27 protein-coding genes are annotated in these 22,933 nt (G+C 68.8%); 11 read left to right on the top strand and 16 right to left on the bottom strand.

What is annotated here, in order from left to right; all coding sequences use genetic code 11:
- Positions 1 to 111 precede the first annotated feature (111 nt).
- From C7S10_RS01405 to C7S10_RS01420, 4 genes are all read right to left on the bottom strand, one after another.
- Positions 112 to 390 (bottom strand): excalibur calcium-binding domain-containing protein, encoded by a 279-nt coding sequence (locus tag C7S10_RS01405; protein ID WP_108342623.1) that lies wholly within the window; start codon positions 388 to 390, stop codon positions 112 to 114.
- Positions 391 to 594: 204 nt separating this feature from the next.
- Positions 595 to 1,848 carry an HNH endonuclease signature motif containing protein gene (locus C7S10_RS01410; RefSeq protein ID WP_108342624.1) on the bottom strand — a complete coding sequence of 418 codons (1,254 nt, stop codon included), beginning with the start codon at positions 1,846 to 1,848 and terminating at the stop codon, positions 595 to 597.
- Positions 1,849 to 1,902: 54 nt separating this feature from the next.
- Positions 1,903 to 3,141, bottom strand: coding sequence for a hypothetical protein (locus tag C7S10_RS01415; protein WP_133176402.1), 1,239 nt, complete (start codon positions 3,139 to 3,141; stop codon positions 1,903 to 1,905).
- 68 nt (positions 3,142 to 3,209) lie between these two features.
- A complete protein-coding gene (locus C7S10_RS01420; RefSeq protein WP_108342626.1) occupies positions 3,210 to 4,073 on the bottom strand; it encodes a nuclease-related domain-containing protein in 864 nt (287 codons plus the stop codon).
- A gap of 90 nt (positions 4,074 to 4,163) precedes the next feature.
- Between C7S10_RS01420 and C7S10_RS01425 the strand changes: the two genes are divergently transcribed.
- Positions 4,164 to 4,553 (top strand): DUF2237 family protein, encoded by a 390-nt coding sequence (locus tag C7S10_RS01425; protein ID WP_108342627.1) that lies wholly within the window; start codon positions 4,164 to 4,166, stop codon positions 4,551 to 4,553.
- A gap of 6 nt (positions 4,554 to 4,559) precedes the next feature.
- Here C7S10_RS01425 and C7S10_RS01430 read toward each other — a convergent pair whose 3' ends face one another.
- Together C7S10_RS01430 and C7S10_RS01435 are read right to left on the bottom strand one after the other, a co-directional pair.
- Positions 4,560 to 4,775, bottom strand: a complete 216-nt coding sequence (locus tag C7S10_RS01430) for a hypothetical protein (protein WP_108342628.1) — start codon at positions 4,773 to 4,775, stop codon at positions 4,560 to 4,562.
- Between the two features lie 41 nt (positions 4,776 to 4,816).
- The gene (locus tag C7S10_RS01435; RefSeq protein ID WP_108342629.1) at positions 4,817 to 5,578 is read right to left on the bottom strand and encodes an MOSC domain-containing protein; all 762 of its coding nucleotides are present in this window, start codon (positions 5,576 to 5,578) and stop codon (positions 4,817 to 4,819) included.
- 45 nt (positions 5,579 to 5,623) lie between these two features.
- Here C7S10_RS01435 and C7S10_RS01440 point away from each other — a divergent pair, with 45 nt between their 5' ends.
- A complete protein-coding gene (locus tag C7S10_RS01440; RefSeq protein WP_108342630.1) occupies positions 5,624 to 6,244 on the top strand; it encodes a nucleoside/nucleotide kinase family protein in 621 nt (206 codons plus the stop codon).
- On the opposite strand, the gene C7S10_RS01445 is transcribed toward C7S10_RS01440, so the two are convergent.
- Genes C7S10_RS01445 through C7S10_RS01455 form a run of 3 tightly spaced genes read right to left on the bottom strand, consistent with a single transcriptional unit; the run spans position 6,237 to position 7,465 of the window.
- On the bottom strand, positions 6,237 to 6,614 hold the full coding sequence (locus tag C7S10_RS01445; protein WP_207769185.1) for a PIN domain-containing protein: 378 nt from the start codon (positions 6,612 to 6,614) through the stop codon (positions 6,237 to 6,239). The two genes, C7S10_RS01440 and C7S10_RS01445, sit on opposite strands and share 8 nt — an antisense overlap.
- A complete protein-coding gene (locus C7S10_RS01450) occupies positions 6,607 to 6,846 on the bottom strand; it encodes a toxin-antitoxin system antitoxin subunit (protein ID WP_108342632.1) in 240 nt (79 codons plus the stop codon). Before C7S10_RS01450 ends, C7S10_RS01445 begins: the two co-directional genes overlap by 8 nt.
- A 7-nt stretch (positions 6,847 to 6,853) precedes the next feature.
- Positions 6,854 to 7,465 (bottom strand): hypothetical protein, encoded by a 612-nt coding sequence (locus C7S10_RS01455; RefSeq protein WP_108342633.1) that lies wholly within the window; start codon positions 7,463 to 7,465, stop codon positions 6,854 to 6,856.
- Between the two features lie 122 nt (positions 7,466 to 7,587).
- Between C7S10_RS01455 and C7S10_RS01460 the strand changes: the two genes are divergently transcribed.
- A complete protein-coding gene (locus C7S10_RS01460) occupies positions 7,588 to 8,043 on the top strand; it encodes a hypothetical protein (protein ID WP_108342634.1) in 456 nt (151 codons plus the stop codon).
- Between the two features lie 23 nt (positions 8,044 to 8,066).
- On the top strand, positions 8,067 to 8,606 hold the full coding sequence (locus tag C7S10_RS01465) for a hypothetical protein (RefSeq protein ID WP_108342635.1): 540 nt from the start codon (positions 8,067 to 8,069) through the stop codon (positions 8,604 to 8,606).
- 8 nt (positions 8,607 to 8,614) lie between these two features.
- On the opposite strand, the gene C7S10_RS01470 is transcribed toward C7S10_RS01465, so the two are convergent.
- The gene (locus C7S10_RS01470) at positions 8,615 to 9,457 is read right to left on the bottom strand and encodes an SMP-30/gluconolactonase/LRE family protein (RefSeq protein WP_108342636.1); all 843 of its coding nucleotides are present in this window, start codon (positions 9,455 to 9,457) and stop codon (positions 8,615 to 8,617) included.
- 39 nt (positions 9,458 to 9,496) lie between these two features.
- Between C7S10_RS01470 and C7S10_RS01475 the strand changes: the two genes are divergently transcribed.
- Entirely contained in the window at positions 9,497 to 9,676 is a 180-nt protein-coding gene (locus C7S10_RS01475; RefSeq protein WP_133176403.1) for a hypothetical protein, read from the top strand.
- 26 nt (positions 9,677 to 9,702) lie between these two features.
- On the opposite strand, the gene C7S10_RS01480 is transcribed toward C7S10_RS01475, so the two are convergent.
- From C7S10_RS01480 to C7S10_RS01490, 3 genes are read right to left on the bottom strand one after another with little or no spacing between them, the layout of a single operon-like run.
- Positions 9,703 to 10,323: a VC0807 family protein gene (locus C7S10_RS01480; RefSeq protein ID WP_108342638.1), complete on the bottom strand. Its 621-nt coding sequence runs from the start codon at positions 10,321 to 10,323 to the stop codon at positions 9,703 to 9,705.
- Positions 10,320 to 10,910 (bottom strand): TetR/AcrR family transcriptional regulator, encoded by a 591-nt coding sequence (locus C7S10_RS01485; protein ID WP_108342639.1) that lies wholly within the window; start codon positions 10,908 to 10,910, stop codon positions 10,320 to 10,322. The genes C7S10_RS01480 and C7S10_RS01485 overlap by 4 nt, the downstream gene beginning before the upstream one ends.
- A gap of 45 nt (positions 10,911 to 10,955) precedes the next feature.
- The gene (locus C7S10_RS01490; RefSeq protein WP_108342640.1) at positions 10,956 to 11,855 is read right to left on the bottom strand and encodes an outer membrane protein assembly factor BamB family protein; all 900 of its coding nucleotides are present in this window, start codon (positions 11,853 to 11,855) and stop codon (positions 10,956 to 10,958) included.
- 669 nt (positions 11,856 to 12,524) lie between these two features.
- On the opposite strand from C7S10_RS01490, the gene C7S10_RS01495 reads away from it, so the two are divergent.
- Positions 12,525 to 13,178 (top strand): endonuclease/exonuclease/phosphatase family protein, encoded by a 654-nt coding sequence (locus C7S10_RS01495; RefSeq protein WP_108342641.1) that lies wholly within the window; start codon positions 12,525 to 12,527, stop codon positions 13,176 to 13,178.
- On the opposite strand, the gene C7S10_RS01500 is transcribed toward C7S10_RS01495, so the two are convergent.
- Positions 13,175 to 14,839 (bottom strand): nuclease-related domain-containing DEAD/DEAH box helicase, encoded by a 1,665-nt coding sequence (locus tag C7S10_RS01500; protein WP_108342642.1) that lies wholly within the window; start codon positions 14,837 to 14,839, stop codon positions 13,175 to 13,177. The two genes, C7S10_RS01495 and C7S10_RS01500, sit on opposite strands and share 4 nt — an antisense overlap.
- 49 nt (positions 14,840 to 14,888) lie before the next feature.
- On the bottom strand, positions 14,889 to 16,148 hold the full coding sequence (locus tag C7S10_RS01505; RefSeq protein ID WP_108342643.1) for a TY-Chap domain-containing protein: 1,260 nt from the start codon (positions 16,146 to 16,148) through the stop codon (positions 14,889 to 14,891).
- A 296-nt stretch (positions 16,149 to 16,444) separates the two neighbouring features.
- Here C7S10_RS01505 and C7S10_RS22445 point away from each other — a divergent pair, with 296 nt between their 5' ends.
- Entirely contained in the window at positions 16,445 to 17,302 is an 858-nt protein-coding gene (locus C7S10_RS22445; protein ID WP_207769186.1) for a superinfection immunity protein, read from the top strand.
- Positions 17,303 to 17,331: 29 nt separating this feature from the next.
- On the opposite strand, the gene C7S10_RS01520 is transcribed toward C7S10_RS22445, so the two are convergent.
- Positions 17,332 to 18,135 (bottom strand): hypothetical protein, encoded by an 804-nt coding sequence (locus C7S10_RS01520; RefSeq protein ID WP_108342644.1) that lies wholly within the window; start codon positions 18,133 to 18,135, stop codon positions 17,332 to 17,334.
- Between the two features lie 156 nt (positions 18,136 to 18,291).
- Between C7S10_RS01520 and C7S10_RS01525 the strand changes: the two genes are divergently transcribed.
- The 4 genes from C7S10_RS01525 (at position 18,292) to C7S10_RS01540 (ending at position 22,836) form a co-directional block, all read left to right on the top strand.
- A complete protein-coding gene (locus tag C7S10_RS01525; protein ID WP_108342645.1) occupies positions 18,292 to 20,082 on the top strand; it encodes a GmrSD restriction endonuclease domain-containing protein in 1,791 nt (596 codons plus the stop codon).
- A gap of 36 nt (positions 20,083 to 20,118) precedes the next feature.
- Positions 20,119 to 20,670: a hypothetical protein gene (locus tag C7S10_RS01530; protein ID WP_243395143.1), complete on the top strand. Its 552-nt coding sequence runs from the start codon at positions 20,119 to 20,121 to the stop codon at positions 20,668 to 20,670.
- Positions 20,671 to 20,939: 269 nt separating this feature from the next.
- A complete protein-coding gene (locus C7S10_RS01535) occupies positions 20,940 to 22,322 on the top strand; it encodes a chorismate synthase (RefSeq protein ID WP_108342646.1) in 1,383 nt (460 codons plus the stop codon).
- A gap of 79 nt (positions 22,323 to 22,401) precedes the next feature.
- Positions 22,402 to 22,836 (top strand): hypothetical protein, encoded by a 435-nt coding sequence (locus C7S10_RS01540; RefSeq protein WP_165807017.1) that lies wholly within the window; start codon positions 22,402 to 22,404, stop codon positions 22,834 to 22,836.
- Positions 22,837 to 22,933: the final 97 nt, after the last annotated feature.

Below are 22,933 nucleotides of genomic sequence, written 5' to 3' on the forward strand. Positions count from 1 at the left end.
AAGTGAACCCCTTCAACTTGACGACACGGATCCGTCGACGCCGCGTCAGATCTTGATTGCTCGGCCGCTTGCCGACTCGTTGCGAGTGCCGCGCGCCAACGGCCCTAAGACCTAGGCCTTCTCGCAGGCGATGCCGTCGTTGTCGCCGTCCAGCCCCCCGTTGGCGGCATCGGCGGCGCGGTACATCGCCGAGTCGCGACGGAACGTGGTCACCGGCGTGCCGGACGACTTGTCGCGGGCGTTCGCCAGGCCCACGCCGTGCGGGAGCCGCTTGTTGACCGTCGTGCAGTTGGCCCACTTGGCCGGCACAGCGGCAGCGTCCGCCGACACGACCGTGAACATCAGGCAGGGCAAGGAAAGCGCCGCTGCGGCGGCGAGCTTCTTCTTCATTGGATCCCCCGTGGACGTCAGGCGCCGCCCGAGGTGGCGGCGCACTGAAGTCTGCGGCGACGGGGGGTCTCTGTCAGGCGAATGCCCAACTCGGTCCGGGCGCCTGCCGGGTTGAGAGCGGCGGACGGAGCACTCTCACTTGGAGTGCAACCGCATCCCGGGCGCGCCTGACGCCCGCCGCGGCCTCGGGATGGCTTCGTCGACCTACGTCCGCCGGGTGAAGCGGTGGTCGCCGTTGGCCATCAGGTGGGTGAGGTAGCGGGTGTCGTGGGCGCGATGGTGGTGGTGCGTGCACAGGAGTGCGGCGTTGGCGAGGTCGGTCGCCCCTCCGTGGCTCCAAGGGTGCGAATGGTGGGTCTCGCACCACGCGACGGGGACGGTGCAGCCCTCCGCCTGGCACTGGTCGTGCTGGCTGCGCAGCGCCTTGCGCTGGGCGGGCGTGTGGAGCCGGCGACTGCGTCCGAGGTCGAGGACCTGGGACTTGCCGCCGAGGACGACGGGCACGATCTTGGCCTGACAGGCGAGCCGTCGAGCGTGGCTGGCGGTGATGGCGTCGCCGGTCTCCAGCGTGGCGATGCCGGCGCGTTCGAGGTCGGCGCGCAGCTGGTCGAGACGCAGGTGCACGGTCACCGTGGTCGCGGTGCCGCCGTGCGCGGGCAGGACATCCGCCGGCAGGGATTCGAGGAGGTCGGTCAGGGCCAGTGCCAGCAGCCGTGGCGCCGGGACGCGTTGCCCGTCGGCCTCCGATGCCGTGCGGCGAGGAGAGGCGAACGCCTCGAGGTAGGTCCGCAACCGGGCGGCCGTGGCGTCGGGAACGCGGCCGGTCAGGCGGGTGGTGCCGTCGCCCAGCGGGGTCAGGGACAGGCGGGCGCGTTCGGCGGCGCGCTGCTCCTCGCGTTCCAGCGCTCGACGCTCGGCATCGTCACCGATCTCGGGGGCGACGACCTCGAGCACCTTGCGAGCGAGACGCCTCAACGGTGTGGGCGCCCAGTCATCGGCCAGCCCGATCAGGTGGAGCTCGGCGCGCTCTCGGACCTCGGGGCTCACGCCGTCCGCGGGCAGCTCGTCGAGCGCCTGCGCGACGACCTGCGCCTGCTCGAGGTTGACCCGCCCGTCGAGCACCGCGGCACCCAGGTGCACGTAGTCGGTCTCGACGGAGCGGGCGAGCCGGGTCAGTCCGATCGAGGGTCGGTGGTCGTGCCTGGTCGACGCGGCGTACCACTCCCCGACCGACCGGGCACCGACCTCGTCGGCCACGTCGCCGGAGGCGGCGAGCACCGACAGCAGCAGTCCCTGGCTGCGGGTCACGAGGGTCGAGAGCTCGCGCAGCGCGGTCGCCTTCTCAGTGGTCGACATGAAGGTCGGGTTGACCGAGCCCGCCTTGTCGAGCCGGTCGGAGATGGCCGCGACGAGGTCCAGCAGCGGGTGCTGGTCGCGCGTCTCGCGGGTGCCCTCCATGTCGCAATTCTACGCCTGAATCGAACATGTGTTCGAGTTCTCCACAGACCAACTTCACGCGGCGTCGGCCACGCGGATGGCCAGCCGCCGACACACCTGGTCGGCCGGTTCGGGAAGCACCCGACAGAGCCTCATCAGCGCCCGGCCGTCGGACGGCACCAGCAGCGGACGGAGCGCCTCCACCGTGCCGGGCTCGACGAGAGCGGCGGCGACCAAGGACGCCAACGGCCGCGGACTGTGGTCCTGACCGCACGAACACCCGTCATCGTCGTCCCCCTCCACATCGATCTCGTCGGCAAGCGCAGCAAGGACCAGGGCGACGTCGTACTCCGACCCGTTGCCACCTGTCCCGATCTGGTCGGAGCCCAGGTCGGGGTCCTCAGGCTGCACGACCTGGCGGCGGATGCCCGGGGGCAGGTCACACAGGAGGTCGAACTCGTGGAACCTGGAGACGAGGTGGACAAGGATCGGGCTGGTCGCGTCGCGACAGGCATCTGCCAGCACCGCCAGCCACTCGCCCGGCTCCGCGGCCACCCGTCTGGCCACGTCGCGCGGCACGCACAACGGCGCGCTCTCGAAGAGAGTCGTCCCGTCGGCCTCGACCACCCGACCGATCACGCACTCGCCGTCGGCCAGCATCGCCGCCGCGCCGAGGTTGATCGTCTCGACCACCTCCAGCGACGCCAGGTCCAACCACTGGATCCGGGTCGCCTCCTCGCCGACGAGCTCGAGGGCGCGCATCGGCGCCGAGGCCCAGCCGTCGATGCCGGCCGCCCGTCTCACCAGGTCCTGCCCGGCTCGCTGCTCGAGGTACGCCGCGAGGCCGGCGTATTCGTGCAGAACCAGCTGTCGATACACCCAGTCGTGGTCCATCACCTTGGCCTGGGCGTCCACCTGGTCCACGCCCCACAGCGTCCTGCGCCCGCCGCGGGTTGCTGTCGCCACCTCGACGGCTCGCACGGGGTCGCCCGGCGTCGATTGCGCGGCCTGGCTGACCACCCACTTCGCCCAGACCCACGCCGGTGCCGACTCGCCGAGGTCGACGACCTGCTGCAGCCTGCGGATCCGCGACGGTCGCCACCACGGGCGACCGTCCGGTCCGAGCGGCATGGCCTCGATGAGGCGCAGCGCACCGGCCGCGTCCCCGCGCGCCTCGACGGCGTCCACCTCGAACATCCGGTTGATCCAGGGCGCGTTGGCCTCGAGCTCGTCGTGGTGGTCTGCTCGCGCTCGAGGGATCGGCCGGGCTGTCCGGCGGGTGCGTCCGTTGCGGCGGTGGTGTGATTTCGGCATGCCGCCAGTCCAGCCGACGGCCGGCATGTCCGGAAGACCCCGCTTGCAGCCTGTGGACAACCGGGCCGTCAGCCGTTGGCGGGACGCTGCTGCCGCTGCTTCTTGTCTCGCTGCTTCTTGTCCCGCTGTTGCTGCTCGTCGACCGGCGTCGTGGGCGTCGGCGCGGGCGCCTCCGAGCTGACGACCGTGACGAGCTGTTCGCCGAACCACTCGCTCGCGCGTTGCAGGCCGCCGCTGGCAAGCGCGCCGACCATCAGGACGCCGACGACCAGTGCGGCCACCGGCCGACCGCGACGCCGCCGCGGACGGGACCGCACAGTCCGGTCCGTCGGGGGCACGCCCCACGTGGTCGGCGGCGCCGGCGGTCGACGGACCGGCGCCTGCGTCCGGGCGCCGGCCGCGCGCCGTACGGCGTCGACACACCGCTGGACGTCCGTGGGCGAGAGGACCGCGGGTCGCGACGTCAGCATGGCGACGACGTTCGAGGTCGAGCACACCATGACGTCCCTCGCCCAACCAGTGAGGGGCTCGTCCCGGACGAAGCACAGGACGCCCATGCACAGGTTCGCGACCGGAACGACCGACTGCACGGCGATGGCCGCCTCGGCGGCGGAGGCGACCGCCGGCTCACGCATCCGGCCGTTCTGCATCAGCACCTGGTTGCTGACCTCGATGCGGCCCGACCAGTTCTTGGCGTCCACGACGAAGACACCGCCCGGCCCGATGACGACGTGGTCGAGGTTGGCCCGCTGGCGACCGGGCCATGCGAGGTCGTGCAGCACCGTCCACCCGGGCGGCAGCTGGGCCAGAGCCCGAGCCACCTCCACCTCACCCGCGGCGCCGCGCTCCCAGAGGTCGGCCGACCGCTGCAGTCGCGCGGCCTTCTCCCGCTGACGCCGAGCGACGTCGAAAGCGGACTCTCCTGCTGACATCTCCTCACCCCCGGTCGGACACCCTAGGAACCGACCACGGCGGCGTCTCGAGAACGGCGAATCCGAGGACCGATCACGGATGATCGATCCATGAGCGAGCGCAACGTCCTCGGCGGCGAGCTGGAACCGTGCGGCACCGACCCGGTGACCGGCTACTACCGCGAGGGCTCGTGCACGGTCGGTCCGCACGACGTCGGGCTGCACGCGATCTGCGCGGTGATGACCGAGGACTTCCTCGCCCACCAACGGTCGGTCGGCAACGACCTCTCCACCCCGCACCCGGAGTGGCGGTTCCCCGGCCTCGTCCCGGGCGATCGCTGGTGCGTCGTCGCCGCGCGCTGGCTCCAGGCGTACGACGCCGGGCTGGCCGCCCCGGTGGTGCTGACCGCGACCTCCGAGCGCGCGCTCGACGTCGTACCCCTCGAGGTCCTGCAGGCGCACTCGGTCGACGTGCCGCCGGACCTCAGTGGCTGGGAGTAGCGCGGCCTAGAGGCGGTGCATCTTGGTGTAGGGACTAGGCACGCGCACGCTGCGCGTCCCGAAGTCCACCGCGACGGCGTTCTCCTCGACTCCGATCACGCGGCCGAGGCCGTGCAGGTCGTGCGTGACGCGCTCACCGACGGCGAACACCTCGATGACCGGCTCCGGCTTCGGCTTGAAGGGGCTGCTGGACAGGCGCTTGTTCATGGGTGAGTTCGACATCTCCCATTGATCATGCGCCTTTTCTCGCGTCGCGACGACCTCTAGCGCGAAACGTCTCCCGATCGTTGCCGGACGACTCCGGACGTCAGGACCTCGGCGTACACCCCGAACATCGGCTCCCCCGCCCGGTTCGTCGGCCGCTGCTGGGTCAGCAGCTTGAGGATCCTGAGGTCCTTCGCGCCCGTCACGGGGTGGTGGTCGATCACCGCGCACCGCGGCACGGGGCCGCCGATCCGCAGACGAGCGCTGCCCGCGTCCACCTCCTCGCCCAGCCACGTGTCCTCGACCCACGCCTCGTCCGTCTCCACGACGAGCGTCGCCCGGAACCGCGCCGGATCCACCTCTTCGCCGATCGACTCCGAGACGGCGCGCAGGGAGCCTGTGCCGACGACGGTGACGGGCGCGCCGAAGACCACGGCGCCGGGCGGAGCGGCGGCCAGGCGTACGGCGCGGCCGAGCATCTCGCTGATCGCGCCGGCGTGCGGCCCGTCGAGCAGCGCCAGGTCGACCGTGCGCCCCCAGTAGTCGCACGCGATCCGCTCACCCGTGGGGTGTGGCTCCGCTTCGACCCTGTCACCGGTGGGGAGCGCCATCGACAGCACGCCGTCGTCTAGCCGGGCGACGACCGCGATCAGTTCGGGGTGCTGCACCGTCCGCAGCACCTGCGCACGGGCCGGATCGACCAGGCAGAAGGCGCGGTCCCCCACCGCACCCTGCTCGTCGAGGGCCACGCGATCGTGCGCGGCGTGCCGCATCCCCTTGACCGGCGAGAAGCCGGCGGAGCGGACCACGAGCGACGTCATGGGTTGATCGTGTCCCACGGTCGACGCGGCTGTCACGATGGGCTCGTGTCCTCGTCCCTCCCCGACCTCGTGGCGCGCGCATCGACGCTGCAGTCGCCTGCGGGACGGGCCGTCCTCGGCATCACCGGGCCACCGGGTGCGGGCAAGTCGACGCTCACCGACCTGCTGCTGTCGCGGCTGGGCGCGGACGTCGGCCACCTCCCGATGGACGGTTTCCATCTCGCGGACGTCCAGCTCGAGCGCCTCGGTCTCCGCAACCGCAAGGGGGCGCCGGAGACCTTCGACGTCGACGGCTACGTCGCGACGCTCCGCCGCGTGCAATCGGATTCGGGGTCGACCGTCTTCGCCCCCGGCTTCGAACGCGACCTCGAGCAGCCGATCGCCGCCGCCCTCGCGATCGAGCCGTCCGCGCAGCTGGTGGTGACCGAGGGCAACTACCTGCTGCTGCCCGACGGCGGTTGGGTGCAGGTGCGGCCGCTGCTGACCGAGGTCTGGTACGTCGAGGTGGACGACGCCCTTCGTCGCGCACGGCTCATCCGCCGGCACGTGCAGTTCGGCAAGTCGCTCGCTGCCGCGCGTGAATGGGTGAACCGCAGCGACGAGGCGAACGCCGCGCTGGTGGCGGCGACCCGCGACGCGGCCGACGTCGTCGTACGGCTCAGATAGCGATGATCGACAGCGTCGGATCGAAGGCAGAGATGTCGTCCGGGTCCGAGGTCAGCACGCTCAGCCTCCTCCGACGCGCGTGAAGGGCAACGTGCCCGTCCACGACGTCGGAGACTCCGCTACGACCGCACATGACTCCGACTGCCCGAGCGGTGTCGGCGTCGAGCTCGACCAGCGTGACGTGGTCCGCGCGGAGAAACCGCGCGAGTCGGGCCTGTCGACCACCTCGCCAGACCTGTGCAACGACGCCGGTCGGGATCTCCACCGTCGCGCCCATGGCATGTGCCCGGTGCAGCAGGTGAACCACACGAGCGTCGGCTCGCTCGACGCCGATCAGCGCCCCGGCGTCGAGGCAGAGTCCGTCAGTCACCAAGGCCCATCTCGGCCAACGCGCCCTCGACCCACGCCTCCTCGTCGGCGGTGGGCGGCCCCAGTTCCTCGACCCATTCGGCCAGCAGCCCAGCCAGCGTCTCGCGACCGGCCTTCTCCGAGAGAGCGCTCGCAACGTAGGCCGACACCGACGTCGCACTGCCTGCCGCGACAGCGGCGTGGGCAGCGGCGACGAGCTCCTCGGGCAGGCTCACGGTGATGCGAGTGGTCATACTCTGATCATACTTGGCGGTCGGCAAGTCGCACCACCTCCGCCTCCTCCTCTGGCAGCGGGCGCCGTCGCCTTCGCAGCACCGTCGCCTCCCGGTCGATCTCCTCCTCGTATGCCAACGGGGGGTAGTCGAGATACCTGGGATCCGCTGTCCTGATCACGCTGCGCGACACGACGTTGTCGGCGGCCTCGAGCGTGAACAGCTCCTTGGTGTCACGCCTGCACCCGACCACGATGCCGTTCAGCACGTGGTCGAACGTGAAGTCCTCGAACCGCGGATCCTTCGAGGCAACGGCACCCGGACGGAGAAAGTGGTCGATGACGTAGCGCAGCCACGGCTCCATCGAGTACGACTTCTCCTTCCCGCTCCACGTGATGCAGCAGCCGTCCCAACAGACCTCCCAGTCGCACCACAGGTTCGGCTGCCCCGCAGACGGAGCGTTGTAGCGCTCCATCGGGACGCCCAGACGAGTCTCGGCGAGCGGGTTGCCGGGGACGTCGTACGGATCGCCTCGGTCGTAACGACGCGACCCCGAGAACGCCAGCAGGTACTGCGTCTCGGCCTCGTTGAGTGGCGGTGCGATGTCGATGTGTCCGACGAAATCGGTGCTGAATCCCATGGGCTCCTCCGTGATGGTCTGGTCCGACCAGCCTTCTCGTTCGCACGCCGAACCGACACCCCCGCCTCGACGCCTGTGGACAACGCCAGCGCGATCGGCGCCGTTCGGGGCAGGGTGAGGCCATGGACGTACTCCCGACCTACGAGCTCAAGGACCTTCACCGACTCGTCCGCGAAGTGGCCGCGCAGGTCAGCCTGGACGAGGACACCGCCTGGCTGGCGCTGGTCCATCGACCGTCGACCACGCAGACCCTGTTGCGGGTCGACCCTCTGCCTGTGCCGGCGCTGCTTGATGACCACGACGACATCTCGAGCCACCTGCGCGCGGCCGTCGAGTCATTCGACCTCGGCTGGCGGCGGGGCGTCGGCCTCGAGCACATGGCGGTCACGATCATCGTGCGACCCGGGTTCACCGTGTTCGGGCCGAACGAAGCGGTCTGGCTCAGGGGCTGGCGCTACTCCAACCACATGCAGTCCATCTTCACGAGCGCGATGGTCCTCGTCACCGAACACGGCTGGCTCGAGTTCATGTCCCACGTCGCGGGCGCCGAGCCTCGGATGGTCCGTAGCGCCGCCTGAGCGCTCGGTGGCAGGCTCGTGGTGTGACCGAAGACGAGCTTTTCGACCTCCTCACCGCTGTCGAGGAGCGCGTCCCGACCGCTGACAAACCGGACCGATTCGAGCGAGAGGCAGACGACCTCGAGCAGGGTGAGTACGGTCGCGCTTCCCTGCTCCTTGCCGCTGGCGAGCACTGGCAGATGCGCAGGTCGTACGCCGACGCCCGCCGCTGCTTCGGGGAGGCCCTCGCCGACGGGGGCGAGGCCGCCTCCGACCCGATCGGCAACTTGCTGTCCCTGGCTCTGGACGAGGGAGACCGCGATGCCGCCGACGGTTTTGACGCGCACCTTCGTCAGCTCGCCCGGACCGACTCAGTCAGCGCGACCTCTTGCCACTTGGTCGCCGAGGCGTATGAGCGCCACGGCGATCTGCGCCGGGCGCTGCGGTGGTGCAACATCCCGTTCACGCATGTCGACCCGTTCGACGATCCCATTGACGACCTACTCCTGGTCGATCGTCGCCGCATCCGCGAGGCGCTGGGATTGGCCCCCGACCAGCTCGACCTGATGGCCCCGACCAAATGACCTTCCGGTCAGTCCGCCTCCACGCGGATGATCCAGTAGTCCGCCGTCGTGGGCGCCGGGTTGCCGAAGCGCGCGTTCACGGCGAACAGGCTGCCGCACAGGAGGGCGGCCGTGGTGGGCACGTCGAAGTCGTCGCTGGTGATCTCGTCGACCAGCTCCCCCGCCGTACGGTCGTCGTCGAGCTCGAGCGCGGCGATCAGGTTGTCCCGGTTGCGCACGACGTAGACCGTGTCGCCGTCGGGCTCGAGCCCGTCGCCATTGGTCAGCTGGTAGCCGCCGAGGTCGACGGCCTTCGCCACGCCGGTCGCGGGGTCGATGCGGAAGAGCGTGCCGGTGGCGGACTGCACGGCCAGCAGCCAATCGTCGGACGCGACGATGCCGTTGAGGTTGAACCCGTCCGCGAGGACGAAGTCGCCGCTCACCGGCAGCACCTCGGCGGGAGCCGAGGCCGGCACCTTCCGGCCGTCGAGGCGCACGACGCCCAGCTCGGCGTTCGAGGAGTCGGTGGCGTAGACCGCGTTCCTGGTCACGACGATGTCGTTGACGAATCGACCCTCGGCGTCGGCAGGCAGCGGGTAGCGCGCGAGCAGCGCCCCCGACGTCGCGCTGTGCGCCCGGATCTCGCCGGACGGCCCGCCGGCCACCCAGAGCACCTTGCGCTTCGCGTCGTAGTCGATGCCGACCGACGGCGCACCTGTGCCGCCGCTACGGGACAGCACGTGGACCGACCCGTTGCGGGGGTTGGCCCGCAGGATGCGGCCGTCCGCAAGCGAGCCGACGTAGAGCTTGCGCCCGTCGGCCGTGATCCCCTCGGGCTGCCAGCCGGTGGGCAGCTCGATGCGGTCCTGCACGCGGTTGCAGCCCCTGTCGCCGTGGTGGTCGCCGTGCCCATGTCCATGCCCGTGTTCGTGACCGTGCCCATGACCATGGCCATGACCCGGGCCGGCCGTGGCCGGCGCGACGAGGCCGAGCGAGGTGCCGAGCGCGAGCGCTCCGGCGAGGGCAGCGAGGCGGCGGACGAGGGACATGGGGGCCTCCAGGGGACCGAGCCGGCGTGGCCCTCCATCTGACCCCGAGACCGCGGCGATGACAACCCTCACGCGGTCATTCGCTGGCGACGACCGCGGATCGCGCCGGCGCGCACGTAGACGACGGTCGTCACGACGTTGAGCACGACGGCCGTGGCGACGTACATCGCCAGGTTGAGTCCGGGGACCAGGTCGGGCGGCAAGGCGTAGGCCATCACGACGCGACCGGCGGCGTCGAGCACGGTGCCGAGCGCCCAGAGGACACTCGACGTCCGCCACATCCGTCGGAACCACTCGTCCCGCTCCCAGCGCTCCTCCCAGTCACCGACCCACCCCAGCCGGCCCTCGACCATCGGCTTGGCGAACTGGTAGGCCAGCGGCCTGTCGGCCCACCGCAGGCTGGCGAGGAACCACGAGCCCACACCGCCGGTGATCAACGCGTCCTTGGCGAGCAGGAACCGCTCGTCTCCGGGCAGCAGCGAGATCGCGAAGCTGGCGAAGAGCAGGACCGTGAAGAACGCCTCGAGCCCGCTCGGCCGGTTGCCCCTCGCCATCGACGCCACCGCCGGGACCAGGGAGAGGACGGCGCCGACCACGAGCGCGGCGTACACGCTGACGCCGAGGTGGCGCATCAGGTAGTAGAGGGCCGTCGATCCGGCGATGCCGAGGACCGGGCGCAGGAGCGTCACGCGTCTGCCCTCGTCGCGCGGTCGAAGAGTGCGACCAGCTCGCGGGAGTAGGCCGCACAGTCGAGGCCGGGCTCGGACTGCAGCTGGAAGGGCACGGCCTCGACCGCTCGCTGGATGGTCGTTGCCATCACAGAGACGTCGAAGACGCGCATCGCGCCCGCCTCCTGTCCGTCGCGCAGGATCCGCTCGAGGTGGCTGACGTCGCTCGGCTCAGCGGTCGTGGCGCCGCCCGCGCCGGCCATCACCACCTGGAGCAAGGCGGACATCTCGTTGCGGTGGGTGTCTGAGAAGCCGACCACGCCTTCGATGTACGCCGCGAGCCGGCCGCTCGGAGTCGCCTGGGTCATCACCAGCGCACCGACGTGGTCGCCGATGCCGGTGACGACGTGCTCGACCAGGGCGGACATCAGCTCGCCCTTCCCGGCGAAGTGGTAGCTGATGAGCCGCGTGCTCGAGAGTGCCGCCTGATCCGCGATGCGCTTGAAGGAGGCGCTGGCGAACCCCTCGGCGGCGATCACCGCGATCGTCGCGTCGAGGATCTGCGCCCGACGCGCCGCTGACGCGACCGAACGGGTAGTTACCTGCACGAGTAAATAGTACGTCGGTCGAGTAACTGCGTCGAGCGAGCACCCTCACAGGGGGTAGGCGATCACCCTGCCCTCGACCGACACCAGGCGCAGACCGTTGGTCTCCGGCAACGTCGCGACGCCCCACTCGGTCACCGGTCCGTCCGCGCGGGTGCCGTCCGGTGAGCACAGGAAGAGCAAGCTGCCGGCACTTCGCTCGACCTCGCCCGCCTTCTCGACACCGTCCGAGCAGAACGTGACCACGCCGTCCGATACCGGGGTCTGGGTGCCGTCGTCGAGGTCCACGGGGGTCCTCCCCTGGTCGGTGCCCACCACCACGCCGTCTGGCGCCTTCACGACCAGGCCCTCGATGACGGAGGCCATCGCCGTACGACGTTCGAGGTCGATCGACCACGTCTGCTTGCCGGTCCTCGGCGCGAGACCGACCAGCCGGGCCGTGAGCGCGTGGCGACGTATGTCCGCGCCCTCCTGCTCGGTGACGCGCCCGTCCAGGATGCAGGCCGCAGCCGTCCTGCCTCTGGTGAGCGCGCAGAACGGATCAGCACCCTTCAGGCGCCACAACCGGTCGCCGGTGGCGGCGTCGATCCCCGTCATCTGGTGCATGTCGTCCAGCGAGTACGTGACGGGCTTGCCGCGGTCGAAGCGGTCCCGGCTCGCCTGCGGGAAGGTGTATCCCAGCGAACCGACGAGGACGTCACTCTTCTCGTCGTGGTCGAACGACCACCCGTGATCGGTCGTCGCCCGGTGCGGACCGAAGACCTGGCTCATCGTCCTCGCCCACACCTCCGTGCCGTGGTCCAGGCGCAGGATTCGCTGGATCCCGAGGCGGGTGGCGTAGATGTCCGGCGACGCGATGTTGAACGTGGCGTCCGGCCCACCGAGCGACGCCGACTCGCGGCGCGGGTGCAGCGGGTCCCACCGCGTCGACGGCGTGCCCGAGGTCACCTGCCCCGGGCCGCCCGGATCGAGCGGAGAGCGTGAGTAGACGAACTCGCCGTCGAGGCAGACGCCCGGACCCTGGTCGCAGGCGCGGTGGACGCCGGCAGCGTCCGGTCTCCCCCACGACCTTCCCGGTGCGTGGCAGCACGGCCTGCAGCGGCCAGTAGGAGTAGTCGTCGATCGTCGTCCGCGGCCGCCTCAGCACCACCAGGTCACGTCCTGTGCGGTCCTTCACGACGACCGGCGAGAGCGAGGTACCCGTCAGGAAGGCGCTCGGGTCGTAGCTCTTGCGCCACAGCTCGCGCCCGCTCTGCAGGTCCAGGGCCACCATCTGCATGGTGTTCGCGGGCTGCGCCAGCACGAGCGCGACGTCGTCCACGACGACGGGCTGCCCGACCGCATCAACCTTGGTGCGCCACGTCGGTCTCACCGTCTTGCTCGTGCTGTACGTCGCCTCGTCGGCCACCGGCTCGTCGTCATCGCCCGGACGTGGCGGGGCATTGGTCTTGTCGGTGCTGCATCCGACCAGGAGGCAGGCGGCGAGGAGGGTCCCGAGAAGGCGTTTCATGCGTCCAGCCAAGCCGCCGATCAGGTCCGCCCGCCAGACCCTCCTCGCTGCCTGTGGACAACGACGATTCTCATCCGGAGGGCGTCGTCGATCGGCGATGATGCGGCGTGCGCATCGGGACGTGGAACCTCGCCGGCCGCTGGTCCGAGGACCACGCCTTCCTGCTGCTGGAGGCGCAGTGCGACGTCTGGCTCCTCACGGAGGTGAGCGACCGGACCGACCTGCCGGAGCACGAGCTCCACATCTCGGAGGCGTTCATGGCACCTCGCCGTCGGTGGGCCGGTGTGGCCAGCCGTCTGCCGATGGAGATCAGGCCCGACCCCCACCCTGCGAGCGCGCGGGTGCGCATCGACTCGACGACGTACGTCAGCTCGGTGCTGCCGTGGCGGTCGTGCGGCTCGCGTCCGCCGTGGGTCGGCGAGCGTCACGTGGAGAAGACGTCGAACGCCGTCGACGAGCTGGTGACGAACCTGCGCGACACCGAGCGCCTCGTGTGGGGCGGCGACTGGAACCACGCCCTCACCGGCAGGGAGTACGCCGGCTCGCAGGGTGGCCGGACAGCGATCTTCGGCGCTGTCGAGCAGCGCGGACTCCACGTACCGACATCTGACCTCCCGCACGCGATCGACGGCCTCCTGAGCATCGACCACATCGCGATCCCGGCCGGTTGGTCCGGCGTGGCCTCGCGCGTCGTGGCCGAGCACGACGGCAGGCGCCTGTCGGACCACGACGCGTACGTCGTCGACGTCGAGCCGGGCTAGAGGCCCAGCCGCCGGGCGACGTCCTCGCCGCCGACCCGGCGCACGATCGCCGGCTCCCCCACGACCACGAGGACGTCCGTGGCGCGTGACATGCCGACGTACAACCGCTCGCGCGCCCGGTCGCGCGTGCCGTCCTCGTTGAGGCAGAGCACGACCGCGCGACGCTCGAGCCCCTTGCACCCGAGGATGTGGCCGTAGAAGACGTCGTCGTCCCAGTAGGTGCTCCAGTAGCCCTCCTGGTCGTGGAAGTCGGTGCGCTCGACCTGGATCGGGTGGCGGTGGCCGGTCGTCAGCAGCGCGATGTTGCGCGGCTCCCACCCCTCGTCGAGCAGCCGGTCGACCTCGTCGTCGGCGGTGGCCGTCGCCTCGTCCTGGCTGGCCTCGACGAACCTGACGGCCGGGCCGTCGCCGCCGCGGGAGTACATCCGGCTCGGCGCGAGCGGACCGAACGAGTCGTGAATCTGCTTGGTGTTGCGCAGGTTGTGGTCGAGCACCAGCGGGACCAGTGCCACCGGCGGGCGACCGAAGCGGGCGAAGATGCGCTGGTTCTCGTCGGAGTAGACGAAGAGGCCGCCTTCCTCCTCGTCGCGCAGCGAGGCCAGCACCGGGCTCCACCAGGAGTCGGCGAAGTCCTGGGCCTCGTCGACGATGACCGCGTCGTACTTCTTGCCGTCGGGCAGCTGTTGCGCCAGCTCCGCCATCTCGGCGGGCAGCCGCTCCTCCCAGAACTCGCTGTCCGTGCGCTCGCCGTCGGCCGCACCCCATTGCTTCCCGAAGGCGTGGAAGGTGCCGACGAAGGCTGGCCGGTGGCGGCGGTCCCACGTCATGACCTGCCGCTTGAGGTGCTCGGCGAGGCCGATCGAGTAGCACAGCAGCGCGACCCGTTGTGGCTTGCGGTCGTTGCCGCCGCGGGTGAGCTCCTTGGCCTGCTGGAGCGCGAGCACGGTCTTGCCGCTTCCGGCGCCGCCACGAACCTCGACCCGCGGGAGAAGCCGGGTCACCCGCAGGATCGTCGCCTGCTCCATCGTCAGCCGGTCGAACTCGGCCGCCCGGTCGTCGGACTCGGCGTTCACGTCGTACGGCGCTGCGAACCGCCCCGTCAGGATGTCGGTGATGACCTCGACGTCGTCGCGCGTGGGCGGGCGCTGGCTGTGGAGCATCCCCCACGCGTTCGCGCGCGCTCGGTCGGCCAGGGTCTCCAGGTCGTCCTTGTCGTGCAGTGCCCAGCGCGGGAGCTCGGGAACGGTGAAGGTCGACTCGAAGCTCGAGTAGGTGGTCACAAGTCCGTGTCCCCAGCCGACGCGTCGCTGCGCTCCGCCGTCCGGGTGCTGCTCGACGTATCGCTTGAGCGCGTGCTTGGCGTCGCGCACCTGGTCGACGGGGCGGATGCGGCGATACACGCCCTTGGTAGCCAGCCGCCAGACGTGGCCGTCGGAGTCGTCGGGCTCGACGTGGACGCTGCCGCCCTTGACCTCGAGCACGAGGATGCCGACCTCGGGCATGAGCACGACGAGATCGGCCTCGACGTCCTTGTCGGCGTCGGTGAGGCGCAGGTTGGCCAGGAGCACGTCGTCAGGGCCGAGCTGGTCGCGCAGCAGCTCCCACACCTGTCGTTCGGAGGCGGTCTGGAACGTCGGCGACTCCGGGATCAGACGAGGCATGGGCACACCCTCACATCGTCCCGAGGCACGCGCTGTCGAATCGCGCGGTTCACCGGCCGGTCCCGCAGTCGTCCTCGTCGAAGAGCGCGAGCTGGTCGAGCTGCACCTTGCGCACCGGGGCATCGACGATCAGTCGCAGCGCCGCGCGCATGCGGGCGGTCAGCTCGCGCAGGTAGTCGACCCGTGCGCGTGCGAGCTTCTCGGTGCGCCGGTGCCCGCCCTTCTGCGCGTCGCGCAGCTTCAGGCGCATCTCGCGTCGGCGCTGCTCGTTGATCCGGATCGCCTTGATGAGAAGACCCGTGTCGTTCTCGAAGATCCGGACCAGCGTCGCCGGGCCGACAGAGCCGCGCTCCTCCCGCTCCAGCTCCACCATGACCGACCACGCGGTCGTGAAGCGCGTCGGCTTCGGCGGGATCGCCCGCTTCCGCTCCGTCGCGGCGACCTCCTCCATCGCGGCGGCCCACTCGTCGACCTTGCCGACGAGCCGGTCGATCTCGGCTCGCAGTGAGGACGGCACGACGGCGTCGAGCCCGATCTCGCGGGTGACGGCGACCCGCTGCTCGTCGGCGACGAAGAACGTGAGCCCGAACTCCGCGCGGTTGAGGCGGTTGACCTCGGCCATGACCGCATCGAGGTTCTCGATGCCGTCGATGAGCGTGCAGTGCAGCAGCACGCGCGGCCCCTTGCTGCTGACGACCGCCCAGACCGTGCACCGCTCAGTGGGCAGCGGGAGGTCGTCGTCCTCGTCCCACTCCGGCGCCTCGGCGTACATCCCGGCGATCGCGAGGTCGATGGCAGCCTGGACCTCGGCGACCGACGTCGGCGACACCGGACGGTCGACCTCGACCGGCGGCGCTTCGGCGGGCGTGAAGGTCGGCTCGAGCCCGTCCGCCGCCAGCCAGGCCGGGTGGACCACGGCGTAGACCTCGCGCAGCGCGCGCACGACCATCACCGCGACCCGGTCGGCCTCGCGCTGTTCGACGTCGACGTGGAAGTTCGTCTCCACGTTGCCCCACTCCGTCACCTCGGGCGGGCAGAAGTCGAGGGCGACCAACGCGCGCTCCTGCTCGGCGTCCAGCTCGAACTGCTCCGCGAGGTACTCGTTGCTCACCGCCTCGACGCGCAGCACGCCCGGGCCGGCCAGGACCTGGCAGTACGGCGCCGACCCACCGACGACCTCGTCGGTCACCTCGACGACCAGTGAGTCGTCCTCGGCCATCTCGAACATCCGGTCGGCCAGCCGCTGGCGGAACTCCCGCCAGGCCGTCTCCACCGCGTCGTCCCAGCGACGCTCCAGCTCGTTGCTCATCTCGACCCCGTCCTACGAGCCGCCCCCGCGGCTCGTGTCGAGGACACTACGGACGACCACCGACAATGAGGGGGCGGTGGTCCAGACCTGCAGATGAGAAGAGTTGATGCGGTGAAGCCCATCAATGCAGGCCGAGGCCTGCACTCGCAAACCGCGAACTCGACGCGCATGGAGGAGCTGAGCTGCCGGCAGGGGTGTCCGCACAGGTGCGCCGCGAAAGGCACTCACACAGGTGAGGTCCAACCTAAGATCGCTCTGACCCGCGGCCGCCGCCGCACGATGTCCGGGAAATCGGGATGACTGTCTTCTACTACAACACCGACGGCGACGCGATCGCTTGGCGTCGCGAGGCTAACGACTCCTTCTTGTTCAACAGCGACGCCGAGCCGATCGGCTGGTTCCCATGGGACGACGAAGACGCGTACTCGATGGACGGGGACTACCTCGGCACCATCGTCGATGACGAGAGGCTCCTCAGACGTACTTATCAGCCGCACCGTGGCTACGTGGGCACGCCCGGGTACGTCGGATACGTCGGGTACGCCGGTTCCGCGGGGCGGTTGGGATACCTCGGCTACCGCTTCGGTTTCGAGGACGTGCCAGAGCACCTGTTGGTTGGCGATCCAGCCGACAGCTCCGGGACAGACCTGGCTCCCACGGACGACGACCGAGCCGCCGTTCAGGCAACCGGCTTGATGCTGGGCGCAGCGGCCCTACTGGGTTCGGTCGCCGCGCTTGGGCATGTCACCAACAAGTGGAAGGAACGACAGGCTCGAGAACGGGCTGAGATGGCAGCTCTGAACCCAGCACCAACCGGTGCCCCGGCCGGGTGGTACCCGAATCATGGGCTACTCCGGTTCTGGGACGGCGCCAGATGGACTCATCACGTCGCCCCGATGGGCTCGATGCCGCCACCCGTCGCTCAGGCCCGGCCCCACTCGACGAGCCCGGCGGTGGTGGCGACGGCGTGGATGGTCGCCCTCGTGACGATGGGCTACATGATTCCGTGGGCAGTCGCGGTGTCGCGTAGCGCGCCCAATCATGCGGCAGTCGGTCTGGTGAACTTCTTGTCAGGGTGGACCATCATCGGATGGTTCGTTGCCTTGGTCATGTCACTCAGGCCGGTGTCCGACCCGTCCCGCGCTCCTTGGTAGTCGCGGGACACCAAAAGACCCGATGACAGCTATTCGGTGTCAGGCTCGACGACCTCGGCGCCGAGCCGCGCAGCGAAGGCCGGGCTCAGCTCGAGCAGGTCGTCGAACTCGCCGTTCAGGTTCTTCATGAGAACGTCCGCAAGGCGATTCCCCATGGGTCGGAACGTCACGTAGGTCAGGCCACCGGACAGGACGCCGCCGACCACAGGTACCGCCTTGGTGATCGTCTTCTCGACGGTCTTCTTCGTGATCTTCTGGCCGACGAGGGCGCCGACCTTCTTCACCAGCGGGTACCACGTGGTCTTCGTCAAGGCCTGCGCAGCGACCTTCTTGCCCATCACGGCTCCGGCCTGCTTCGAGGTTTGGGTCACGAGGGCGGCCGCGCCAGCGGCACCGAACATCGCACCGAGGTACGCGATCACCCGCATCTGAGCGGCGTCTGAAAGCTGCTCGCCTCCGTCGAAGAGCTCGTCCTCGCCGAAGAGGTACGCGATCTGCTGAGCCAGGTTGACGGCGAACCCGAAGTACTGGACGACATCCGCTCCACCCGCCGCGAACATCACCACCGGATTGCTCGGGAGACCAGTAGCGAACGACGCCGCCGAGGTCTTGGCCGTGCTGCTCTTGATGATCGAGTCAGCCTTTCGGCGTAGCGATTCCGCCGTGTACACGGCAGCGGGCCCCTCCTGCACGATGACAGCCAGGTGCGCATCGCCGGCGAAGTGCCGGCGCAGGAAGGCCTCGCGGTCGACCCTGACGATCGGCAGCTTGGCGACCGCCCCGATCGTCTGCAGCGTCGTCGCGTACAACTTGTCCTGAGATTCATCCTCCATGGCGCGAAGACTAGGCCGGTCGCGGCCGGCCGGAAGTGTTTCTCGCCAACCTCTTCACGCGGCCGAGCTCTGGAAACGACGCAGGACTCGGGTTCTCGCTCGGTGCCCCCCGGAGTCGTGAGATCGTGCCTCGAGCCACGATTTCAGGGGGACACGATGGCCAAGTACTCGGTGACGCAGTCTGCAGTCACGCAGCTTCTCGCAGATGTCCACGCGGACAAGATCGCGATCCCAGAGCTCCAGCGTCCTTTCGTGTGGGACAGCGTGAAGGTCCGCGACCTGATGGACTCTCTCTACAAGGGCTATCCCGTTGGGTATCTGATCACGTGGCACTCGATCGGGGCGGCTCTCAAGGGCGGGCAGGTCGCTGGCTTCCAACAGATCCTGATCGACGGTCAGCAGCGCATCACTGCATTGCGTGCAGCCGTGGCGGGCCTTCCGGTGGTCAACAAGAAGTACGCCAAGATCCGGATCGTCATCGCCTTCAACCCTGTCACCGAGGAGTTCGCCACGGTGACGCCGGTCATCCGCAAGGATCCCGCATGGATCCCCGATATCAGCGAGCTCTTCAACGCCGCGTCGACCTTCGGGTTCATCAAGCACTACCTCCTTGCCAATCCCGAGGTGGACGAGGCGGCCGTCGAGGGCAGCATTTCGAGGCTGATGGGCATCAAGAACGCACAGATCGGGATCATCTCGCTCGCCGATGACCTCGACGTCGAGACAGTGTCCGAGATCTTCATCCGCATCAACTCCAAGGGTGTGCCTCTCAGCAACGCTGACTTCGCCATGAGCAAGATCGCGACGTACGGCGACCGCGGCCGCAACATCAGGAAGCTGATCGACTACTTCTGCCATCTCGCGGTTGCCCCTCATGTCTATGACGACATCAAGGAGAACGATCACGAGTTCGCCGGATCGCCTTTCCTCCAGTCCATTGCGTGGCTCCGGCATGACTCAGAGGATCTCTATGACCCCACCTACGGGGACGTCATCCGTGTCGCCGGCCTGGTCGGCTTCACCCGCGGCAAGGCCGCCTCGATCGTCAGCGAGCTGTCAGGTCGCGACCCGGACACCCGCAAGGTCGACGAGGCGCGCATCCCGATCGCCTACGACCGGCTCGAGGCCGCGCTCCTGCAGATCGTGAGCAAGTACCACTTCGAGAACTTCCTCATGATCATCAAGTCGGCAGGCTTCATCCGTCCCGGGATGATCGGCTCAAAGAACGCGCTCAACTTCACGTACGCCCTCTACCTCCGCCTTCGCGAGGACAAGGCGATGTCCGAAGGCGAGCGGAAGCGGATCGTCCGACGTTGGTTCGTGATGTCGATGCTCACCAGCCGTCACTCGGGGAGCTTCGAGACGACCTGGGAACAGGACATGCGGCGCATTGCGACGGCGGGTGCCGCGGCCTACCTCAAGCAGATCGAGGAGTCCGAGCTCTCCGACGCGTTCTGGTCGGTCCGGCTGCCGTCCAACCTGGAGACCACCAGCACCGTGAGCCCCTACTTCCAGACCTTCCTGGCGTCCCAGGTCGCCAGCGGCGCACGCGGCTTCCTGTCCAAGTCCATCACCGTGGCTGCCATGCACCAGCATTCGGGCGACATCCACCACATCGTGCCGAAGGACTACCTGCAGAAGAACGGCTTCGCCGACCGCGCGGACTACAACCAGGTCGCGAACTACGCACTCACCGAGACCTCTATCAACATCAGCATCAGCAACAAACCGCCGATGGTCTACATGGCCGAGATCGACCAACAGCTCGAAGACGGAACCCTCCAGCTCGGCGAGATCACTTCCAGGGATGACCTCGAGAAGAACCTCACCGAGAACGCCATCCCGGCGACCATCGCGGAGTTGGTGGCTGGGAGCTATCCGGAGTTCTTACGACACCGACGCCACCTGATGGCTGAGACGATCCACCATTACTACGACACGCTCTGACTCGATCGGCGGTCGGACACGCCTGAGGACAGGCACGTGAAGCCACGTCGGGTCACACTGATCGACCTCGGACTCGATGCCGGATTCGATGCATCAATGACGTTCGTCCAGTCCGTTCTGCAGAACGTCAACGCTGGCTGGAGCGACCCGCTCATCGAGATCGAGTTCATCCGCTCCCGCGACCCCCTCACCATCACAGCAGCTCTGACGACACCCACCGACGTGCTACAGGTGATGGCTCACGGAGACCATTCCGAAGCGCCCACGTTCGTGTCGTCCGACCTGATGACCGAAGTGACTCTCGCGCACCTCGCAGACCAGATGCTCGAGAGCAAGTACGGGATCGCTGCCCCCGTTGTGATCGCTGACGGGTGCAAGACCGGCGTCGGCGTATGGCAGCGCGCCATCCGCGACTGCCTGCAGGGACCGATCACGTACGTCGGCACCACACGGCTCCTCTACTGGCACGAGTCGACTGTGTTCTGCTCGGCGTTCTATGGCTCGCTCACCCGGAACAAGGGCTCGGTAGGGACAAGGCGGAGCAGGGCCTGGATGCCGCCGCCAGGTCGATCAAGGCATACGAGCTGATCACCGACAAGCCGAGCGGCTTCGAGGCGGTCACCCTGACGCCCAGTAGGCGAGCGATCAACGCACTTCGATGAGCACAGCGACCCGGGCTCGCCCATGGACCATGGTCTCCAATGACGTCGCGGCGCAGTTCTCTTCACCGAATGTCATGGAACGCCTGACGTTGTCGGACGTCCCGTCTAACCTTCTCGCGGATCATCAAACGTTGAGCAGCATCTCCCGGGAGCGCCTCATTTCGAGGTGCCCCGGGTCGGGGGGACGAACAACCGATGTCGGAAGACACGACGGCAGCGGATTGCGCTGCAAGCCTGCGCACCATGGCCGCTGACCAGCGGTTCGAGAAGCGATCAGCGGACTTGAGCTCGCTCGCCACGGACATCGAGCGCCCGGAAGGCGACGAGTGGGCAGGAGTCGACTTGTTCTCGGCCTTCCCGGCCGACACAGGGACGGCGAGCAGTCACCCGAACTGGGTCGAGCGCCTCCTGGGCATCGCATCCGGAGTGTCCGTCTTCCTCCCGGTCGCCTGGACCTGGTGGAGCTTCCGCGATGCAACCCGCGCATACGAGACCATGCTGGCGACCGGCGACGAGGCCGACGGCACGAGCTTCCTCAGCCTATGGGCGACCGGGTTCGACGATAACCTCACCGGTCGACACATGCTGGTGCCGATGGCTGGCATCTCCCTCAGCCTCATCCTCCTGGCGATCGCCTTCCTCGTCCTGCACCGGATGTCGGCCGAGGTCAACGTCCGCCGCGAGGAGTCACTGGCGAAGGCAGCTCGGCACGAGCTGGTCAGCACCTTGACCCAGGCCCAGCGCATCATGAACAAGCGACGCGCCGACCACCCTCAGCGCATCGAGGGCATCATCAAGTCGTCGATGCAGAAGCTCCAGCTTGCGCACGACGCCACACGCGGGGCGGTCGTGGACCTCACGACCAGCTCGAAGCAGGTCACGAAGGACATGACGAAGCTCGTCAAGTCCGCCCGGGAGGCGGGTGAGGAGTCGCGACGACTCACTGCCTCGGCAGCGGAGGCGGGAGCGGCACTCCAGCAAAGTGCTGAGGACACCAGGGTCTCGGTGTCCAGCGCCATCGCGTCCTTGGAGTCGTCGATCGAGACGAGCATGCAGTCGACGCGGACGTCATTGACGACCGCCAGCGACTCGATGCGGTCCTCGATCGAGTCCAGCATGGAATCGGCGCGAGCATCGCTCGAGTCAGCCGGCGCCTCGATGAGCACCTCCGTCCAGGGATCGTTGTCCCAGTTCCAGTCCTCCATGGGTGATCGACTGCGTGACTTCAGCGCACAAGCCATCAGCGCGCTCGAGTCCGCGAGCGGGCAGCTCAACACGTCCGTGGCACAGATCGGCACGAGCTCCGAAAGCAATGCTGCGTCCGCTCGCGCCCTCATCGAGCAGATCGAAGCATTGGCCGCCGATCGCGCGACCAGCTCGGAGGAATTCACTCGCGCTGTCACAGAGATCAGGGCCACATTGGAGTCCCTCGAAGAGGCGCTCACCAGCCACGAGAGCACGATGCAGGGTCAGGCATCGGAACTGACGGGTGCACGCGACGCCGCCGAGCGGATGCTCCGAATTCTCACGCCGAACGGCGTGGGCTCGGTGCCTGCCGCCGTCGCGGCGGAGCGCTGAGGTGCTCGCTTCCGCTCGACGCGGGCGACTTCTCTCTGCCGAATCGGCTGCCGGGTGGATCTTCGCCGATCTGCTGTTGGTGCTGTTCATCGTCGGTCTCGGGTCCGCGATCAAGTACACCCCGCCTCCGCCGCCCGAGCCGGAACCCAAGATCCCCCCGATCGTCGGCATGAAGACCGACCCCACAGCGCTCACCGTCGCGGTCAACGGGCAGCTCCTGAGCACCGGATCAGCGCTCCCTGCGCCGGCGAGAGGCGCCGTATGCGACGCCATCAGGGCTCGTACGCGATCACTTCGGGGCGAGCGGGCTGCTCTCGTCCTGGTGTTCGGTGGTGCCGGCGACGTCACGTCCGGCCAGAACGTCGCGCGGTCGGTCGCCGGTCAGCTCGGGTGTGCCGACGACAAGATCTTCCGGGGCAAGGTGCCGACTCGCGCGTTCTGGGACGGTTCGCTCCCCCTCGGTCAGGCCAGGCTGGAGATCTTCCTCTTCCTCCGCGAGGGAGATCGGTCGTGACGTGGTGGCGAAGGCTCTGGCATCGCATCGTCGGACGCGACCACCAGACCGCACCCGAGACGGTGCCTGCACAGCCCCAGACGACCCCGACCCCGCC

This window comes from Nocardioides currus, from assembly GCF_003057875.1.
GTDB lineage: Bacteria > Actinomycetota > Actinomycetes > Propionibacteriales > Nocardioidaceae > Nocardioides > Nocardioides currus.

Bases quoted from the DNA above. Each gene is read 5' to 3' on its own strand.
- C7S10_RS01500 (WP_108342642.1), bottom strand. From the start codon at position 14,839: ATGCCTCGTCTGATCCCGGAGTCGCCGACGTTCCAGACCGCCTCCGAA.
- C7S10_RS01460 (WP_108342634.1), top strand. From the start codon at position 7,588: ATGGACGTACTCCCGACCTACGAGCTCAAGGACCTTCACCGACTCGTC.
- C7S10_RS01430 (WP_108342628.1), bottom strand. From the start codon at position 4,775: ATGTCGAACTCACCCATGAACAAGCGCCTGTCCAGCAGCCCCTTCAAG.
- C7S10_RS01475 (WP_133176403.1), top strand. From the start codon at position 9,497: ATGTCCATGCCCGTGTTCGTGACCGTGCCCATGACCATGGCCATGACC.
- C7S10_RS01410 (WP_108342624.1), bottom strand. From the start codon at position 1,848: ATGGAGGGCACCCGCGAGACGCGCGACCAGCACCCGCTGCTGGACCTC.
- C7S10_RS01420 (WP_108342626.1), bottom strand. From the start codon at position 4,073: ATGTCAGCAGGAGAGTCCGCTTTCGACGTCGCTCGGCGTCAGCGGGAG.
- C7S10_RS01520 (WP_108342644.1), bottom strand. From the start codon at position 18,135: ATGGAGGATGAATCTCAGGACAAGTTGTACGCGACGACGCTGCAGACG.
- C7S10_RS22445 (WP_207769186.1), top strand. From the start codon at position 16,445: ATGACTGTCTTCTACTACAACACCGACGGCGACGCGATCGCTTGGCGT.
- C7S10_RS01425 (WP_108342627.1), top strand. From the start codon at position 4,164: ATGAGCGAGCGCAACGTCCTCGGCGGCGAGCTGGAACCGTGCGGCACC.
- C7S10_RS01535 (WP_108342646.1), top strand. From the start codon at position 20,940: ATGTCGGAAGACACGACGGCAGCGGATTGCGCTGCAAGCCTGCGCACC.
- C7S10_RS01525 (WP_108342645.1), top strand. From the start codon at position 18,292: ATGGCCAAGTACTCGGTGACGCAGTCTGCAGTCACGCAGCTTCTCGCA.
- C7S10_RS01415 (WP_133176402.1), bottom strand. From the start codon at position 3,141: ATGCCGAAATCACACCACCGCCGCAACGGACGCACCCGCCGGACAGCC.
- C7S10_RS01405 (WP_108342623.1), bottom strand. From the start codon at position 390: ATGAAGAAGAAGCTCGCCGCCGCAGCGGCGCTTTCCTTGCCCTGCCTG.
- C7S10_RS01505 (WP_108342643.1), bottom strand. From the start codon at position 16,148: ATGAGCAACGAGCTGGAGCGTCGCTGGGACGACGCGGTGGAGACGGCC.
- C7S10_RS01450 (WP_108342632.1), bottom strand. From the start codon at position 6,846: ATGACCACTCGCATCACCGTGAGCCTGCCCGAGGAGCTCGTCGCCGCT.
- C7S10_RS01435 (WP_108342629.1), bottom strand. From the start codon at position 5,578: ATGACGTCGCTCGTGGTCCGCTCCGCCGGCTTCTCGCCGGTCAAGGGG.
- C7S10_RS01455 (WP_108342633.1), bottom strand. From the start codon at position 7,465: ATGGGATTCAGCACCGATTTCGTCGGACACATCGACATCGCACCGCCA.